This is a genomic window from Cobetia amphilecti (assembly GCF_020217465.1).
Lineage (GTDB): Bacteria > Pseudomonadota > Gammaproteobacteria > Pseudomonadales > Halomonadaceae > Cobetia > Cobetia amphilecti.
Window position 1 is genome coordinate 1,863,604 of record NZ_CP084115.1, and the last position, 15,820, is coordinate 1,879,423.

General features: G+C 52.6%; 14 protein-coding genes. 9 read left to right on the top strand and 5 right to left on the bottom strand.

The genetic code is table 11. The features are described 5' to 3' along the window. Window positions 1-11: 11 nt before the first annotated feature. The 3 genes from arsC to LCW13_RS08025 form a co-directional block, all read right to left on the bottom strand. The gene (gene arsC, locus LCW13_RS08015; RefSeq protein ID WP_213114686.1) at window positions 12-443 is read right to left on the bottom strand and encodes an arsenate reductase (glutaredoxin); all 432 of its coding nucleotides are present in this window, start codon (window positions 441-443) and stop codon (window positions 12-14) included. Beyond that, window positions 436-840, bottom strand: coding sequence for an ArsR/SmtB family transcription factor (locus tag LCW13_RS08020; protein WP_225347997.1), 405 nt, complete (start codon window positions 838-840; stop codon window positions 436-438). Before LCW13_RS08020 ends, arsC begins: the two co-directional genes overlap by 8 nt. 159 nt (window positions 841-999) lie before the next feature. Beyond that, window positions 1,000-1,914, bottom strand: coding sequence for a LysR substrate-binding domain-containing protein (locus LCW13_RS08025; RefSeq protein ID WP_043332762.1), 915 nt, complete (start codon window positions 1,912-1,914; stop codon window positions 1,000-1,002). 201 nt (window positions 1,915-2,115) lie between these two features. Here LCW13_RS08025 and LCW13_RS08030 point away from each other — a divergent pair, with 201 nt between their 5' ends. The 4 genes from LCW13_RS08030 to LCW13_RS08045 all read left to right on the top strand — a co-directional run bounded on the left by LCW13_RS08030 (window position 2,116) and on the right by LCW13_RS08045 (window position 6,900). After that, on the top strand, window positions 2,116-3,372 hold the full coding sequence (locus LCW13_RS08030) for a M24 family metallopeptidase (RefSeq protein WP_043332761.1): 1,257 nt from the start codon (window positions 2,116-2,118) through the stop codon (window positions 3,370-3,372). Between the two features lie 279 nt (window positions 3,373-3,651). Then, window positions 3,652-5,283, top strand: a complete 1,632-nt coding sequence (locus tag LCW13_RS08035) for a BCCT family transporter (RefSeq protein WP_225347998.1) — start codon at window positions 3,652-3,654, stop codon at window positions 5,281-5,283. 83 nt (window positions 5,284-5,366) lie between these two features. After that, window positions 5,367-5,750, top strand: coding sequence for a hypothetical protein (locus tag LCW13_RS08040; protein ID WP_192838184.1), 384 nt, complete (start codon window positions 5,367-5,369; stop codon window positions 5,748-5,750). A gap of 61 nt (window positions 5,751-5,811) precedes the next feature. After that, the gene (locus tag LCW13_RS08045) at window positions 5,812-6,900 is read left to right on the top strand and encodes an NAD-dependent epimerase/dehydratase family protein (RefSeq protein WP_225347999.1); all 1,089 of its coding nucleotides are present in this window, start codon (window positions 5,812-5,814) and stop codon (window positions 6,898-6,900) included. A 94-nt stretch (window positions 6,901-6,994) separates the two neighbouring features. Here LCW13_RS08045 and LCW13_RS08050 read toward each other — a convergent pair whose 3' ends face one another. Further along, the gene (locus LCW13_RS08050; RefSeq protein WP_052384432.1) at window positions 6,995-7,207 is read right to left on the bottom strand and encodes a DUF3820 family protein; all 213 of its coding nucleotides are present in this window, start codon (window positions 7,205-7,207) and stop codon (window positions 6,995-6,997) included. 135 nt (window positions 7,208-7,342) lie between these two features. On the opposite strand from LCW13_RS08050, the gene LCW13_RS08055 reads away from it, so the two are divergent. Beyond that, window positions 7,343-8,809: an aldehyde dehydrogenase family protein gene (locus LCW13_RS08055; protein WP_225348000.1), complete on the top strand. Its 1,467-nt coding sequence runs from the start codon at window positions 7,343-7,345 to the stop codon at window positions 8,807-8,809. A gap of 242 nt (window positions 8,810-9,051) precedes the next feature. Here the strand turns inward: LCW13_RS08055 and LCW13_RS08060 are convergent, their stop codons facing one another. Then, complete coding sequence (locus tag LCW13_RS08060) at window positions 9,052-9,642, bottom strand: sulfite exporter TauE/SafE family protein (RefSeq protein ID WP_225348001.1); 591 nt, start codon at window positions 9,640-9,642, stop codon at window positions 9,052-9,054. A gap of 168 nt (window positions 9,643-9,810) precedes the next feature. On the opposite strand from LCW13_RS08060, the gene LCW13_RS08065 reads away from it, so the two are divergent. Genes LCW13_RS08065 through LCW13_RS08080 form a run of 4 tightly spaced genes read left to right on the top strand, consistent with a single transcriptional unit; the run spans window position 9,811 to window position 15,313 of the window. Further along, window positions 9,811-10,935 (top strand): tyrosine-type recombinase/integrase, encoded by a 1,125-nt coding sequence (locus LCW13_RS08065; RefSeq protein ID WP_225348002.1) that lies wholly within the window; start codon window positions 9,811-9,813, stop codon window positions 10,933-10,935. Further along, window positions 10,928-13,006, top strand: a complete 2,079-nt coding sequence (locus LCW13_RS08070; RefSeq protein ID WP_225348003.1) for a site-specific integrase — start codon at window positions 10,928-10,930, stop codon at window positions 13,004-13,006. Before LCW13_RS08065 ends, LCW13_RS08070 begins: the two co-directional genes overlap by 8 nt. Beyond that, window positions 13,006-14,880 (top strand): tyrosine-type recombinase/integrase, encoded by a 1,875-nt coding sequence (locus tag LCW13_RS08075; protein WP_225348004.1) that lies wholly within the window; start codon window positions 13,006-13,008, stop codon window positions 14,878-14,880. The genes LCW13_RS08070 and LCW13_RS08075 overlap by 1 nt, the downstream gene beginning before the upstream one ends. Then, entirely contained in the window at window positions 14,864-15,313 is a 450-nt protein-coding gene (locus LCW13_RS08080; protein ID WP_225348005.1) for a hypothetical protein, read from the top strand. The genes LCW13_RS08075 and LCW13_RS08080 overlap by 17 nt, the downstream gene beginning before the upstream one ends. The last annotated feature ends 507 nt before the right edge of the window (window positions 15,314-15,820 follow it).

Here is a 15,820-nt window from a genome sequence, read left to right on the forward strand (position 1 = left end):
GCGTTCATGATTCAGGTCCTGGGGGCGTGGACGACGTCGCCGTCTTCCTTGGTGTATTGCGCGACCGGATTGTCCAGCAGCTCCAGTACCGCCTCCGACGGGCGGCACAGACGCGTGGCCTGCGGCGTGACCACGATGGGGCGATTGATCAGGATCGGGTGGGCCATCATGGCGTCGATCAACGCCGCATCGCTCAAGGCCGGGTCATCCAGATTGAGCTCGTCATAGGGCGTGCCCTTGCGGCGCAGCAGCGGGCGCGGGCCGCCCCCCATGGCGGCAATCAGTGATTCCAGCGTCTCGCGCGTCGGCGGGGTGACCAGATACTCGATCACCTCCGGTGTCTCGCCGGAGGCCTTGAGCATGGCCAGCACATTGCGTGACGTACCGCAGGCCGGGTTGTGATACATCGTGATCTTGCCGGAAGTACGGACGGAATCAGTCATCGTTGCGAGGCTCCTGAGAAGCACAGGGGGTGGCAGAGGCGCTGCAGTCGGGCACGGTGAGCGAGGCCAGCAGTGGGTCGCAGACCACCGAGGAGCCCGCGCAGCAGTCACGTACCAGAAACTGCACGGTGGCAAGCATGTGCTCGAGGTTGGCGCGGTAGATCAGCGAACGGCCTTCGCGCTGGGAGTGGATCAGCCCCGCGCGGCTCAATACGCCCAGATGGGTCGAGAGTGTGTTGTGCGGCACCTCGAGACGGCGTGCGATCTCGCCGGCGGGCAGGCCCTGTGGCTCATGGCGGACCAGCAGGCGAAACGTGTCCAGACGCGTGGCCTGGGACAGCGCCGCGAAGGTGTCCAGCGTGGCCTGCGGGTCGGGCAGGCTGTCGGAGTCATTCATTTGATCTGTCCATATGTCGAGACTTGTCGAAATGACGATGATGCGATGATAGATCAGCGTGCCGCGGATGGGAAGTCTGCTCTCTGCTCTCGATCTTCAGCGGTCGATCTTCAGCCCTCCGTCTTGGGCTGACAGCCATCAGTATTCGTGCTGGCCATCTCAGACCTGCTCATGCAGCCAGCTGGCCAACGCTGCCTGGCGCGGGTTCTGGCTCTCGAGACGCGCCGCGAGCCAGTAATCACAACCGGAGGAATACTCCAACGTCCCCAGCCGCACAAGCTGTCCCCGTGCCACCAATGCACTGACTTGCTGATGACTGCCCAGCGCGACGCCTTGCCCAGCCAATGCGGCATCCAGCACCAGGTGGTAGCTGGTGAATTGACGTTGCACATTGAGTGCCAACCCCGGCTTGCCCATGCCGCTGAACCAGCGTGGCCAGTTGATCCAGTTGGGTTCGAGGCGCTCGTAGTCGAGCAGTGGCAGAGCCGCCAGCAGAGGTAGCTCCCGACAGTCGCGGGCACCTTGTGGCAACTCGGCGATGAAGTCGGGTGACGCCACCGGATAGAGCGTCTCGGTGAACAGAGGGGTCAACTGCCAATCCGGATGCGGCGCCATGTCATAGCAGATGGCGAGATCCACATCCTCGGTGAGGATGTCGCGATGATGATCTGCAGTGATCAGGCGCAGGCCGCTGGCAAGCGTCGGCTGGGTGGCGCGAAGTCGATTCAACATCGGCCCCAGCCATAGGTGTGAGATGGCGCTGTTGGCGGCCAGTGTCAGGCGGGCATTGGGAGAAGGGCGGCTGACGCTCTCCAGTGCGTCGATCATGAAGTCGAAACTGGTCGCCAGGCGCTGGCTCAACTGCTGTCCTGCTGCGGTCAGAGAGACGCGTCTGCCATGGCGATGAAACAGCTTGGTATCGATGTGATGCTCAAGGATGGCGATCTGACGGCTGACGGCAGCCTGGGTGATATGCAATTCGCTGGCGGCACGCGTGAAGTTGGCGTGACGCGCGGCTGCCTCGAAGGTCAGCAGGCTGTTGAGAGGCGGGAGGCGATGACGAAAGCTCTTCATGCAGGGCTCCGAGACGAGGAGGGTAACGTTGGCTGATAGGTCAATGCTTGATGACTTCAGGTTATCAAGGTTGATCAGGATTGAGGCTATACACAGCTAGAATCATCAGGTTCACACTGATGTCATCGTGATGCATAGGGTATTCCGTAGATGACCACGGGCTATCAGCATGACACTCCGTGACCTGACTGGGTAGCAAACATGAATGAACTTGATTGGCATGCCGACCGTAGTGACCTTCACCCGCTGGAGCTTCAGGACAATGCCCCTGAAAGTGAAGGCATCGACCTGGTGGCCGTGCGTCGTTATCGACAGAATCGCCTGCGCGAAGAGATGAGCACCCAGGGCGTTGATGCCTTGATCATTTCGGACCCGGTCAACATCCGCTACGCCAGCGGCGCACGCAACATGCAGGTCTTCAGCGCTCGCAATACTCCGGCGCGTTACCTGCTGCTGACCCAGCATCGCAGTGTGCTGTTCGAATTCACGGGCTGTGAGCATCTCGCCGATGGCCTGGAAACCATCGACGAAGTGCGCCCGGCCATGACTGCCAGTTTCGTTGCGGCAGGTCACGATATCGCTGAGCGTGAACAGCAATGGGCGCGCGAGATGCTGGCGACCATTACCGAGCTGTGCGGTCTGAAAGCGGTGATCGGCATGGAGCGCATGAATGCCGGGACCGCCATCGCCTTTGATCGTCTGGGCGCGCGCGTCGTCGATGCCCAGGCACCGCTTGAACGTGCACGTGCCATCAAGTCTGACGAAGAGCTCAAGTGTGTCGTAGCCTCGCTGCGTGCTACCGAGCGCGGCGTAGGACGTCTGCGTGAAGCGATTCGCCCCGGCATCACCGAGAACGAGCTGTGGTCGGTGCTGCATCAGTCCATCATCGCTGACAATGGCGACTACTGTGAGACTCGCCTGCTCAACTCAGGCCCGCGCACCTATCCCTGGTTCCAGGAAACCGCGACCAAGCGACTGGCCGCCAACGAGCTGGTGGCACTGGATACTGACGTCGTCGGCTGCCACGGCTATTACTCCGACTTCTCGCGCACCTTCCACGTCGGCCCTGACAAGCCGACCGAGACCCAGAAGCTGCTGTATCGCACCGCCCATGAGCAGGTACAGCACAATCTCGACATCCTGCGTCCCGGCATGAGCTTCCGTGAATATTCCGAGAAGGCTTGGAACATCCCCGAGCGTTTCCATGCCAATCGCTATTACCTCTCTGCCCATGGCTGTGGCATGACCGGCGAATATCCCTACCTGTATCACCATGCCGACTTTGCCGTCTCAGGCTACGACGGCGTGATCGAGCCGGGCATGGTGCTCTGCGTCGAGAGCTATATCGGCGACCCCGAAGCCGGGGAAGGCGTCAAGCTCGAGGAGCAGTGCGTGATGCGCGAAGACGGCCTCGAGATCCTGAGCAAGTTCCCGTTCGAGGAAGCCTTGTTGAACTGATGATTTCAGGATGGCGCTGCTGATCAAGCAGCGCCATGACACTCCTTGGCCCGCAGTCTGCCGTCCGCAATGACGTTGTTTTCATACTCCGGGGTGTTCGGTCGGGCAGCTGCCTGATCGCAACCTCCTGACGCGTTTCGTAGTGACACAGATGTAGAGACACAGATCACCATAATTCCAATAAATGATCGTGCCGCCATTGTCTGCTTCCTTCATGTACCAGTGCCTATGTCGCGTGAGGGACGGCTGGCTGCACGCCTACTGACGTGAGGTAAAGACATGTCGTCCGATGTGAATGACAGCAGTATCACTATCACTTGCCAGAAAACGGGGTTGTACCGAGGACTCAACATTCCGGTGACACTGATCAGCAAACTGATCATCACTCTTCTCGTGGTATTTGCCGTGGCCCTCCCTGATCGGGCCGTAGCGCTGTTGACCACGATCAATCAGACCATGCTTGAGCACTTCAATCTCTATTACGTATATGCCGTCGCCTTCTATCTGGTGTTCTGCACGGTGCTGTGTGTGTCGCCGTTGGGGCGCAAGCGACTGGGACGTGATGATGAAGTGCCTGAATTTTCGCGTTTTGCCTGGTTTTCGATGATGTTCGGCGCCGGGATGGGCATCGGGCTGCTGTTCTACTCCATCGGGGAACCTGTCTCGCACTTCAATTTCAATCCGGATATCGCGGCAGGCAAGGTGCAGGCGGGGTCCGAGCAGGCCATTGAAAGTGCCGTCAGCTATACCTTCCTGCACTGGGGGCTGCATGCCTGGGCAATCTATGCCTCTGTGGCACTGGCACTGGGGTATTTCGCCTATCGTCGTGGCTTGCCGTTGACCATTCGCAGTACCTTGATGCCCATCTTTGGCAAGCGGCTGCTGGATGGCCCCCTGGGTCACGCCGTGGATATCATCGCCGTGGTCGCGACCACTCTGGGCGTGGCCACCACCATGGGCGCCGGTGTCAGTCAGCTGGTGGCAGGGCTGGATTTCGTGATGCCGGGCACTGAGCTGCTGGACTTTGCCGGTATTCCACGCCCCTGGCCATTGATCCTGACACTTGTCGTGATAATGGGACTGTCGACACTGTCCGCCGTGACCGGAGTGAAGCGCGGCGTCAACTGGCTCAGCCAGTTCAACATGCTGCTGTCCTTTGCCCTGCTGGCCGTCTTCATCTGGTTCGGCAGTCGTCTATTTGCCAGTGAACTGCTGGTTTCCGCGACCTGGGATTATCTGAGAACCCTGCCGGAACGCAGCTTCCAGACCTGGCCGGTGACGAGTGCGTTAGGCCAGTGGCAGGTCGACTGGACCATTCTGCAGCGTGCCTGGTTCATTGCCTTCGCGCCATTCGTCGGGCTCTTCCTTGCGCGTATTTCACGTGGCCGCACGATTCGTGAATTCGTGTTGGGGGCGGTCGTGGCTCCCAGTCTCATGTGCTTCGTATGGATCTGCTACATGGGTGGCAGCAGTCTGCACATGGAAACCAGCGGATTGGCGCAAGGCACGATTCTGGCAACCGTGCGCGACCATATCGCCACCGTGTTGTTCGTGACGCTGGATTATCTGGATACCGGCGCCTTGATCCATGTCATCGTCGGCGGCACCTTGATCCTGATCATCACGTATCTGGTGACCAGTGCGGACTCGGGCGTGCTGGTGCTCAACGCCATCATGGCCGGGGGAGAGGAAACCAACGAGCGCCGTCACCGCATCATCTGGGGCGCTCTGTTGACACTGGTGGTGGGCTCATTGCTTCTGGCGGGTGGCCTGGCGGCGATTCAGAAGGCAATGCTCATCGCTTCTCTGCCGTTTTCGCTGCTGATGATTCTGATGTGCATTGCCACATTCATGTCGTTATGGCGTGAGCCGCGCGACCTGCCAGCCGTGAACGAGGCTGCGCCAAACTGATGCCGGCGGCGTAAATCAGGCATTTGCCCGGCAGTATTGGTAGCATGTGCGCCATTGATTACCGGACAAGGGAAGATGGCACGATGATGATGGTATTGCAGATTCTGGGCGGCTTCGTGCTGACAGCAGGGGTACTGCTGGCGGCAGTGCCGGAGCTGGTCAACCGCTTCAAGGGGCCGAACGACACCCCGCAGACCGTACCGAAGGAGACCGGCGCGGCGATCTCGCGGCGCATTCGTTGGGGCTGGGTCATCGCGGTGGGGTATCTGTTGATGTATCCGCCGATCGGCCTGGGTGTGTTGCCGGTGCTGGTGACGCTCGCGGTGGCAGGTATCGCTGGCATCATGACGGCCCGTCTGATGGGGCTGATGCTGGATGGCATCGAGATGCGCCATCTGTTCCGCTTCGCCGCCGAGTCGCTGATTCTTGGTGGCCTGTGGACCTGGTTCGTCAGGCTGTCTGCCTGACGCCATTGCCGCGCACACTGTGCCGTCAGATCGCCAATTATTGCATTCCGGGAGTCCGTCCATGCCGCTCAATGCGTCTACGCAAGCCTTGTTGGCAGGGCTGAAGCGATCGCGCCCGGTACTGGTGACCGGCGCGACCGGCTATGTGGCGGGGCAGCTGATTCGTCGCTTGCTGGAAGAGGGCCTGACGGTGCATGCCGCCGTTCGCGATCCCGGCAATAGCGAACGTCTGGCGGCGCTCATGACGCTGGGCGAGCGCTTGCCGGGCGAGCTACGTGTCTTCGCCAGTGATCTGCTCAAACCGGGCTCCTACGCTCAGGCGATGGCAGGCTGTGGGGTGGTCTTTCATACCGCCTCGCCCTTCGTGGTCAGTGTCCTGGACCCCGAGCGCGATCTGGTGCGCCCGGCAGTGGACGGCACGCGCAATGTGCTGGAAGAGGCCAATCGTCAGGCCAGTGTCGAGCGTGTGGTGCTGACCAGCAGCTGCGCCGCCATCTACAGCGACAATGCCGATGCGCAAGACACCCCGCGCGGCTGTTTCGACGAGAGTGTCTGGAACACCACGGCGTCGCTTGAGCATCAGGCCTATTCCCATTCCAAGACGCTGGCGGAACAGGTCGCCTGGCAGATCGCCGAGCAGCAGTCGCGCTGGCGGCTGGTGGTGATCAACCCCTCGCTGGTGCTCGGCCCCGCGATCAGCGATGACACGCGCGGCGAATCCTTCAGTCTGATGACGCAGCTATGCGATGGCACGCTCAGGATAGGCGCGCCGGATTACGGCATGGGCGTGGTGGATGTGCGGGATGTGGCCGAGGCGCATCTGGCGGCGGGATTTCTGCCCACGGCCAATGGGCGTCATCTGGTCGCCGGGCATTCCTCAAGCTTCATTGAGCTGGGGCGGGCCTTGCGCCGTCACGCCGGCCCGCAGTACTCGATTCCCACTCGCCAGCTACCCAAATGGCTGGTGTGGCTGGCGGGTCCGCTGGCCAACAAGGCCGTGACCCGCAAGGTTGTCGCGCGCAACGTGGGCCATCCCTTCGTCTTCGACAATACCCGCAGCCGCGAGCAGCTGGGCCTGATCTACCGGCCCCTCGAGGCGACGCTGTACGACATGTTCGATCAACTGGAGGCCAGCGGCCGCCTGTCGTGATTCCCACTCGCTGACTTGTCCGCGACATTGCGCAAGCCGCAGCCCCTCTCTATCTCAGCCCCTCTGTATATCACTCCCTCAGCATCTCAGTCCCTCAGCGCCGCCGCAGCGGCTCCAGCAACGCATTCAACCCGTTGTGATCAATCTCGTGCATCAGCGCGAGCAGGCGACCGATCTCGCCCTGCGGAAACCCCTTGCGCGCAAACCAGCCCAGATAATCCCCGGGCAGGTCGGCAATCAGGCGTCCGGCATACTTGCCATAGGGCATCTGGCGGGTCGTCAGTTTCTGCAGGTCTTCAGGGCTCATCCTTTGACTCTCATTCGGTTCCGGTCGGGGGCAGCTCTTAGCTGGCGGTGCCATTCTGGCATAGCTGAGTTGCGGTGGTTGGGTTTTGCCACACTATCGCCATGTCTCCTGTAACCCCATAGCACGGAGAGACTCATGCCTCGCGATTACCAGAACCTGGATCAGCTCCCTCTCGCCGGTGAATGGCGTGCCGGACGAGCCGGCAAGATGCTTGAGGTGGTGGACCCCTTCGATCAGAGCTCGCTGCTCTCGATTTCCATGGCCAACGCCGAGGATCTCGACGCCAGCTATCGCAAGGCGCGCGATGTTCAGCCTGACTGGGCCCAGACGTCGGCAAGCGAGCGCGCGGGTGTGATGCACAAGGCGGTGGAGCTGATGGACGAGCGACGCGAGGAGCTGCTCGGCTGGTTGATTCGTGAATCCGGCAGTACTCGCATCAAGGCTCAGGCGGAACTGGCCGCGGCTCGCGCGATCACGCTGGAATCTGCCGCGATGGCCAACCGCGTGGCCGGGATGGCGATGGAGGCTCAGGTGCCGGGCAAGGAGAGCCGTGTCTTCCGCAAGCCGCTGGGTGTCATCGGTATCATCAGCCCGTGGAATTTCCCGCTGCATCTGACCCAGCGTTCCCTGGCACCGGCATTGGCACTCGGCAACAGCGTCGTCATCAAGCCGGCGAGTGACACGCCGCTGACGGGTGGCCTGCTGCTGGCCAGATTGTTCGAGGAGGCGGGCCTGCCTGCCGGCGTCCTGAGCGTGGTTGTCGGTTCCGGCAGCGAGATCGGCGATGCCTTCGTGGATCACGAGGTGCCGCGGCTGATCTCCTTCACCGGTTCCACCCAGGTAGGCAAGGGCATCGGCAAGCGCGCCGTCGGTGGTGATCACCTCAAGCACGTTGCCCTGGAGCTGGGCGGTAACAGCCCCTTCGTGGTGCTTGATGATGCGGATATCGAGCAGGCGGTGGACGCCGCTCTAGTCGGCAAGTTCCTCCATCAGGGGCAGATCTGCATGGCCATCAACCGCATCATCGTCGATGAGTCGGTCCATGACGCCTTCGTCGATCGCTTCGTGGCGCGGGCCCGCTCACTCAAGGTCGGCGATCCCGCACAGGACGATACCGTCATCGGGCCGATCATCAATGCCAAGCAGCGTGATGGTCTGCTCGAGATGATCGAGACGGCCAAGGGCGAGGGCGCCAGGGTGATGCTTGAGGGCGAGACACAAGGTCAGCTGGTGCCGCCGCATGTGTTCACCGAGGTCACCAATGATATGAGTCTGGCGCGCAACGAGATCTTCGGTCCGCTGGTCGGCATCCAGAAGGCCCGTGATGAAGCTCACGCGCTGGAGCTTGCCAACGGCACCGAATATGGCCTCTCGGCTTCCGTCTTCACCGCGGATATCGCACGCGGCGAGCGCTTCGCGCGCCAGGTCGAGGCTGGCATGGTGCACGTCAATGACATGCCGGTGAATGATGACCCGCGCGCACCCTTCGGTGGCGAGAAGAACTCCGGCCTTGGGCGCTTCAATGGCGACTGGGTGCTTGAGGAATTCACCACCGACCAGTGGGTCAGCCTGCAGGTCGAGCCCCGCCAGTACCCGTTCTGATCTCTCTGATCTGTAGTTGACGCATGACAAGCGGCGCCCCGCTCAGCCTGATGCCTGAGCGGGGCGCTTTAGATGGTAGGTAATGCTGACGCGTCATGATGGGCGAGGTAGGCAACAAGGCCAGCTGAGTGTGATACCCAGGGCATCCCTGTCGAGAGGACAGGGATACAAACCGTGATCATCAGCGCGACCGCCAGATGAGCGGTGCGTGAGAAGCGGATCAGGGCATGGCTGACGGCGGATCAGTGACTGATCAGAGAAGCGCTACCCAGCCAGGCAAGCCTGAGCGCCAGCAATGACAGCGCCCATTTGAACAGGCCATCGAAGTGCCGGTTGGAGACGCGATCCAAAAAGCGCAGTCCGAGGCGGGTGCCGATCAGGCCCGCGCCGATCATCAGCACGATCAGGGGCAACCACTCCTGGAAGAGAAACCCTGCCATGCCGAAGATGAACGCCTTGGTCAGGTGTTGCGCGACCATGCAGGCCGCGAAAGTCGCCACCTTGGTATGACGCTCGCCGCCGCCTTGCTTGATGAAACTCGCCACCAGTGGGCCGCTGGCACCGATCAGACTTGAAAGAAAGGTGGTGATGGCACCGGCGATCAAGGTGCCCGTGCGGCTCAAAGCTCGCTTGGGCAGTGCCGGCCCCCAGCAGGTGAACAGCACGAACAGCGCGATGGAAAGCTCCAGCACCCCTTCAGGCAAGCGGATCAACACCCAGGCCGCGACCAGCGCACCCAGCGCCACACCGGGCAGAAAGGCCAACAGGCGGCGCATGTCGATATGGCGCCACGTCATCGCCATGCGCCCGCCGTTGGAGCCCAGCTGCACCATGCCATGTTAGAAGGACCGCTGAATATCATAGATATATGTGGGCTCATTGCCGCTTTTTCGGGGAAATTCCATATAGTAAGGACCAAAAAAATAGTCTATAAAAATCAATGACTTATCAGGGTGCGCCTGTATAATATATCTTTAAAAGTACCTTCCAGGAGGGTTTGCATGGGGTCTAATGTCAGATGTGTCGAAGTAGATTTCAGTGAAGCCAAAGTTGAAAAGGTCAAAGGGCTGGGAGTTGTACCTCAATTTTTCAGTAGTGAAGCGACGCCGCTAAAAGCTGCAAATCAGTATATGAGAGCAAAGTCGAGAAGACTTTCACCCAAAAGTTTACGAACAGAAGCAGAGCATCTTAAGGAATTTCTGGCTTGGCTATTTTCGACTGGAATGGAATTTAATGACATAGATATAGATTCCTTTGATAATTATGTCGAAGCTTTATGCATGTATAAGAAATCCAATGGGGATGGGCTTAGTTGGAACACAGTAAATGCTCGTACTGCAGGTATATATCGGTTTTTAATCTGGTGCTCTGGTAAAGGGTATTGCTCTTATCTAGAACCAGGTGATGCGCGCCTAGTATCTGATAGCGCAAAAGGAATCTATAAAAGTCGCAGGCACCTATCACGTGCAATTCAAGAGCCAGTAAAATTTTTAATTATGGAAGACGCGCTTAAATTTATAAGTGCACTAAGTGTCATCTCAGGGCGAAATAATTCACAAGTCAAGAATCGTAATGTCCTAATCGGTGCTCTTATGCTGCAAACAGGGATGAGGGTATCTGAAGTATGTGCATTTCCACTATCTGACCTCCCTGAGGTGCAAGGTCGTTTGAAACTAACACCTGCGAGATGTGTAGGGAAAGGCGGTAAGGCGAGAGTTATACTGATCCCAAACGAGCTTTTGCTAAAACTATGGGAGTACGTCGATATCGATCGCGAGAACATTTGCGAGAAATTAAGGATAATTTACCCTGCTGCTATCTCAACAAACTTGTTTATCTCTACAAAAGGCTCGGCGCTTACCCCTAACTGGGTACAAAAGCTCTTTCGCAAAGCAGGTCAATACTCTTGTATCAAAGCCCACCCGCATAGCCTTCGTCACACTTATGGAACTTACCATTACCTTCTGAATAGAGATCTTCAGGGGCTTGCAAAACTAATGGGGCATGAGGATGTACAAACTACCCACGAATTTTATTTAGATACTGCCACCAAGGTTTCTTACGCATCTACGTATTCAGATTGGAATAAAAAAATAGACAAGCATTTGGAAGAAATTGATGACTAGAGAAAAATATATATCCATACAAGCTCTACACGCTATGGAAAGACGTATACAACGAGATTTATCCTTCACAGCAACCTGCAAAAATACGAATAAGAAGAAGGTGTTTGACTTCTCAAAGAAAAAATATGCGCGGTCAAACCGTGAAATAATGGAGGTTTTCGTCTGGGCTATTTACAAGCTTAGACACAAAAGTGGAAACACCACAAAAGTTGCTTACTACGAAAAATGTAACAGTTTTTTTGAATTCTTGGAACAACATAATATATACAAACCCGAGTCTCTCGAAACAGATACATTTTCTCGATACATTGAGTGGCTTAAACGACATCCTAGTATGTCATACACTACAGCAGCTAATGTGTATCGAAGTTTAAGGACACTTTTTGATCAAATGGGAAGCCATCCTAAGGTTAATAAAAAAATCAGACCACCAAGGAATGCTTTCCCAAAATCTACAAGCTTGCAAAAGCTAGATGTTGGCTATGATGACAATGAGTTTAAACAAATACTGAAGTCTGTGATACAAAGCTTGAGAGACTCTAAGCAACGCTTTGAAACAGAGTATATACCTAAGTATCTTGGTTTAGAGGCGCCACTAGAAGGTGTTGCAACACTACACGTTGCAACAGGTAAATATGTAACATGGGCAACGCATGAACACAGAGTTTGGTTTTTTGAGAATGCAATGAAATGTCAGAAGTTAAATTATTATTCGGCTATAGCAAAAATACCTAAAGGACAAGTTTTCTGGTACTCCTTTATCCGTGACTATCCTCATCCAAAATATAAAAACATTAGGGAGTTTTATGAATATATTGGTGCTGGGCCCAACTATCAACCAAAGTATATTGACCAGCCAAGCCCAGTTAAATATAGGTCGCCATGGCAAAAATGGGAATATGTAGTATGGTATTGGGAAAATGAAATGGGAGCGCATAACTATACAGACCATGAATTAAAAGATAAATTTCCTGAATTTAGGATTGCAATGAAAGAGTATTGGACGAGCGCAAAAAAAGCTATGGAGCAGTTAAATGTTTGGCGCTGGGTTTCGTCACATGACTTAACGCCATACTATTTAATGCTGATTATAAGAACAGGGCTTAATCCATCGACAGTACAACGACTAGGTATAGATTGTATACAAAAAGATCCAGTCAATGGTGAACTAAAATATATCAATTGGACTAAATATAGATCGAATAAAAAGGATAGAACTATTTCTGAAGAAAAAGCTAAAAATGATACCTGGGCTATTTCTATTATAGAAAGAGTAATAAAAATCACATCCAAAATTCGACCTGAAGGGATGAACGACTTATGGATTAGTGATGCTAATAATCAAAAGATTCCAAAACCTTTTACCGCTGGATATTTTGAGTCAGGCGTGAGAAAACTTTTTGAAAAATATCCGGTGTTTTTTTCAGGTAGTGGTGAAAGAATTAAAGTTTATGCGAAGAATATAAGGCCAACTATCGCATGGAATGAGTACTTGAGAACGGAGGATCTACACTATTTACAAACATTACTTGGCCATTCAAGTGTATCGATTACATCAGACTACCTAAGACGCTTGGATGACCCAATTTTTAGAGTTCGTAGATCTATTCATAGTGAAGCTATGTTTTTGGGGCTCGGTAAGAGCAATTGCCAAGAAATAAATAATAAAACTGAAGGTGATACAAGATTAATTACAAAAGATGTAGACAATGGAATTTATGATGGGCTACTTAATCATTGTAAAGATCCTAAAAACTCACCAGTACAAGGACAAAGTATAGGAGAGCTTTGCTCTGTCACCACTGATGTATGTCTTGGTTGTCAAAATTTGATAATTACACCCATAGATATAGTGAAGCATTTTTGTTACATATACTTCCATGACTTTCTGTTAGCTATAAATGAAATATCAGAGAAAGAATACGATAAAGCAATTTCATACAAAAAGCATTTCTGGAGTAGATATATTTTGCCGAAGTACCCTGATACTCTATTGGAAAGTTTAATGGCAGAGGCAAAGTCATCCCCAATCCCCATTTGGGATCCGAAGTGCTATGAGGATACAAAATAATGGACGACAGAATTCCCCTTGAATTCATTGAACCCACAACTTACCAAATTACTACCAAGCTTAGTAGTTTAAAATCGATTGAATATCTTGACATAACTGAGTTAGAGTTAAAAGAAAAACACGACATCAAAGTATCAGTTAGTTCTAGATATAAAGACAATATTTGGGATTTCCATGTAGAGTTTCCATATAGTAATTCGACAGAAGTTCTTTTAAGCTTCAAAATAGAACTTAGAGATAGTACTTTATTAACAGATGATAGTAATAAAATTTTTTTAGAGCAAGCTAAAGACTTCTATTACACAATGTTAACAAATCCAGTTGATACGAGGCCAAAGCTAACAACTTACGTAAAGACTGTTAAAAGGGGATTTAAATGGTTATTCAGCTATATGAAAGAAAATGGGATAAAAAAGTTTTCTGATATTAACCAATATGACGTTGAAGAATTTTTAGAACAAGTCGCCTCTACTAGAATAAAAGGTAAGGAACAGGAACCTATCAATAATAGAACGTTAGCTGCTAGATTAGAGGGTGTTGATTGGATTTACGAACAAAATCCAAAAATGAAAGATGGATTAGAAATAGATATCTTTTCAGAGTACGGTGGGAGAAGTAGATGGTCTCGCGCCGCGGCCGAAGTAGTATTCAGTCGGAAGGAATCGCGCACTGTGGAAATGCCTGACGAGGTTGCTAGGAAGTTAATCCAGTGTGCTATTTCAGATCTAAGAATAAGTGATTGTCTACAAGAAATATATGAAATAGATATTCAATACGAAAGAAAAATGATAGGCTATAAAGAGTGGGTTAGTATTAGGGAGGTGATTTATCAAAGACATGGTTATTGGGAGGGGCGAATTGAACGACAAAAAAGAGCCACTCTTGAATCTCAGCTATTTGCTGCCTGCTATACAATAATAGCCCTATTAACGGGAATGCGTCTTCATGAAGTTTTAAATATCCAGTTTGGATCTAACAGAAACTGGTGTACTGAAACTTTAGAGATGAATGGGCAGTTATTTAAACTTTCTTTTGTACTAAGTAAAACGACCAAGTTAGAACCTAAGCCTACTGAATATAAATGGCAAACTGTTCCTATTGTGAAGTCAGCTTTAGAAGCATTAGAAAAGGTGTCCAAGCGAAATTATGACAATGGTAGTCCTTGGCTTTTCTCAGGTCACAAATCGAGTGCTAGAATGGGAAAGGGTGCTATAGGGCATAGTCTTAAAAAATTCGCAGTAAAACATGATATCAGATTTAATGGCAAAGTCTGGGATTTAGCATCCCATCAGTTTAGAAAAAAATTCGCAAGAATTATGGTGAGACAAGGACTGGGGCTTCGCGCTCTACAAGATCAGCTCAAGCATTACGATATAGAGATGACAAAACTGTACGGCGACCCAAACCTATATTTTGAATTACAAGCTGAAAAGTTTTTACTCTCGGAAGAATTAATGACGGAATTTATTGGCTCACAAATCCCAATTATCGGCGGAGGTGCAGTTGAAATTCAAGAAATTCGTAAAGAGTTTTTAGGCCTGGCAAAAAAAGATCGAGGAAAATTCCTTAAATCCCTTCCATCACAAGGATTAGTTGAGCAAACTGACGATGGTCTTTGTTTCTATAGAGCAAAAAAAGCATTGTGTGGAGGTGATAAGACCAACTGTAGACCTGCTGATTGCAATAATTCTTTCATGGTGGCTACCGGGAAAAAGAAAACTCTTCTTTATAGGAGAAACGAAAACAATAGACTGATTGAATTCTTTCGTGACCAGCCGTTTAAGATTATGCACTTAAAGGAAAGAAACAAAGAAATTGATAAGCTGCTATTCCAGATAACATTGATAGAGAGCTCTAATGAAGAAAATATCTAGAGGTAGCCATCAAGGATTGCTGAAAAATCGAGAAGAGACAAAGCGTCTGAATACAGAAGCATTGTGGCAACAGGTTCAGCGTTTAAGGAAAGAAAAACCTAGCACTCTTTGGTCATACAAAGAAGTATGGCAGGGAGCAGGACTGAAAAGCAATGTAGCACTGAACAGCCCTTGGAATGCAAGTATAAAAGAGGCTGTCTCAGAACATAATAGGCTATTGAGAGAGCAGGCTGAAGGTGGTTCAGCTGGCCAAGCTCAGCGGAAGACCCTCAGGATTACAAATAAAGAGCTAAGGAACGAAATACAGCAGTTAAAAATTGAGTACGACAAAGCACTTTCTAAAATGGCCATATGGGAGGCGGAAGCTGATTTTTATCAACGGGAAAATGAGCGCTTACAGCGTAAAATAGAACGTTTATTGGAAACTGAATGACGCAATATACTTCTAATCGTCAATAATGCTTACTGTACGATACTTTATCGAAAATTGGCTCGTAGCTTCCGTGACAAAATATGTCTTGCTTGGATACATTTTGGTCTATGAGTCAACTTTGGACTGAAATCTCGATTGTTAGCTGTAAACTAATGTCATCATCCTACACGATCATCCACCACGGCCCCGATCTCATTGGTGGCTCGATTATGATCTGCGAGAGCTGCATCGTAGCAGGGCTGCTCCTGGCCGATGTCGACCACACAGCTTGGAGGGTGGCCATCATGGAGGAGAACCGTCTCCAGGAGGCGCGCCCGGCGCGACAGCCAAGCGCAATCCGCAAGCCCTTTGAGCGGCTTCCTCCGGCATTTTGGCTACACTTTGCTGTAGCGAGGACCAGTTCGCCTCTTACGTAGCCTGCTGTGTGGCTTGTTTGTAACTTGCTGCTGGTGAACTCCCTTGAGACAGTAGTGGCCGATGCCTCCGTCCTCTAGCCTGCAACGTTTA

Coding starts and splice junctions, on each gene's coding strand:
- arsC (WP_213114686.1), bottom strand. CDS start 443: ATGACTGATTCCGTCCGTACTTCCGGCAAGATCACGATGTATCACAAC.
- LCW13_RS08020 (WP_225347997.1), bottom strand. CDS start 840: ATGAATGACTCCGACAGCCTGCCCGACCCGCAGGCCACGCTGGACACC.
- LCW13_RS08025 (WP_043332762.1), bottom strand. CDS start 1,914: ATGAAGAGCTTTCGTCATCGCCTCCCGCCTCTCAACAGCCTGCTGACC.
- LCW13_RS08030 (WP_043332761.1), top strand. CDS start 2,116: ATGAATGAACTTGATTGGCATGCCGACCGTAGTGACCTTCACCCGCTG.
- LCW13_RS08035 (WP_225347998.1), top strand. CDS start 3,652: ATGTCGTCCGATGTGAATGACAGCAGTATCACTATCACTTGCCAGAAA.
- LCW13_RS08040 (WP_192838184.1), top strand. CDS start 5,367: ATGATGATGGTATTGCAGATTCTGGGCGGCTTCGTGCTGACAGCAGGG.
- LCW13_RS08045 (WP_225347999.1), top strand. CDS start 5,812: ATGCCGCTCAATGCGTCTACGCAAGCCTTGTTGGCAGGGCTGAAGCGA.
- LCW13_RS08050 (WP_052384432.1), bottom strand. CDS start 7,207: ATGAGCCCTGAAGACCTGCAGAAACTGACGACCCGCCAGATGCCCTAT.
- LCW13_RS08055 (WP_225348000.1), top strand. CDS start 7,343: ATGCCTCGCGATTACCAGAACCTGGATCAGCTCCCTCTCGCCGGTGAA.
- LCW13_RS08060 (WP_225348001.1), bottom strand. CDS start 9,642: ATGGTGCAGCTGGGCTCCAACGGCGGGCGCATGGCGATGACGTGGCGC.
- LCW13_RS08065 (WP_225348002.1), top strand. CDS start 9,811: ATGGGGTCTAATGTCAGATGTGTCGAAGTAGATTTCAGTGAAGCCAAA.
- LCW13_RS08070 (WP_225348003.1), top strand. CDS start 10,928: ATGACTAGAGAAAAATATATATCCATACAAGCTCTACACGCTATGGAA.
- LCW13_RS08075 (WP_225348004.1), top strand. CDS start 13,006: ATGGACGACAGAATTCCCCTTGAATTCATTGAACCCACAACTTACCAA.
- LCW13_RS08080 (WP_225348005.1), top strand. CDS start 14,864: ATGAAGAAAATATCTAGAGGTAGCCATCAAGGATTGCTGAAAAATCGA.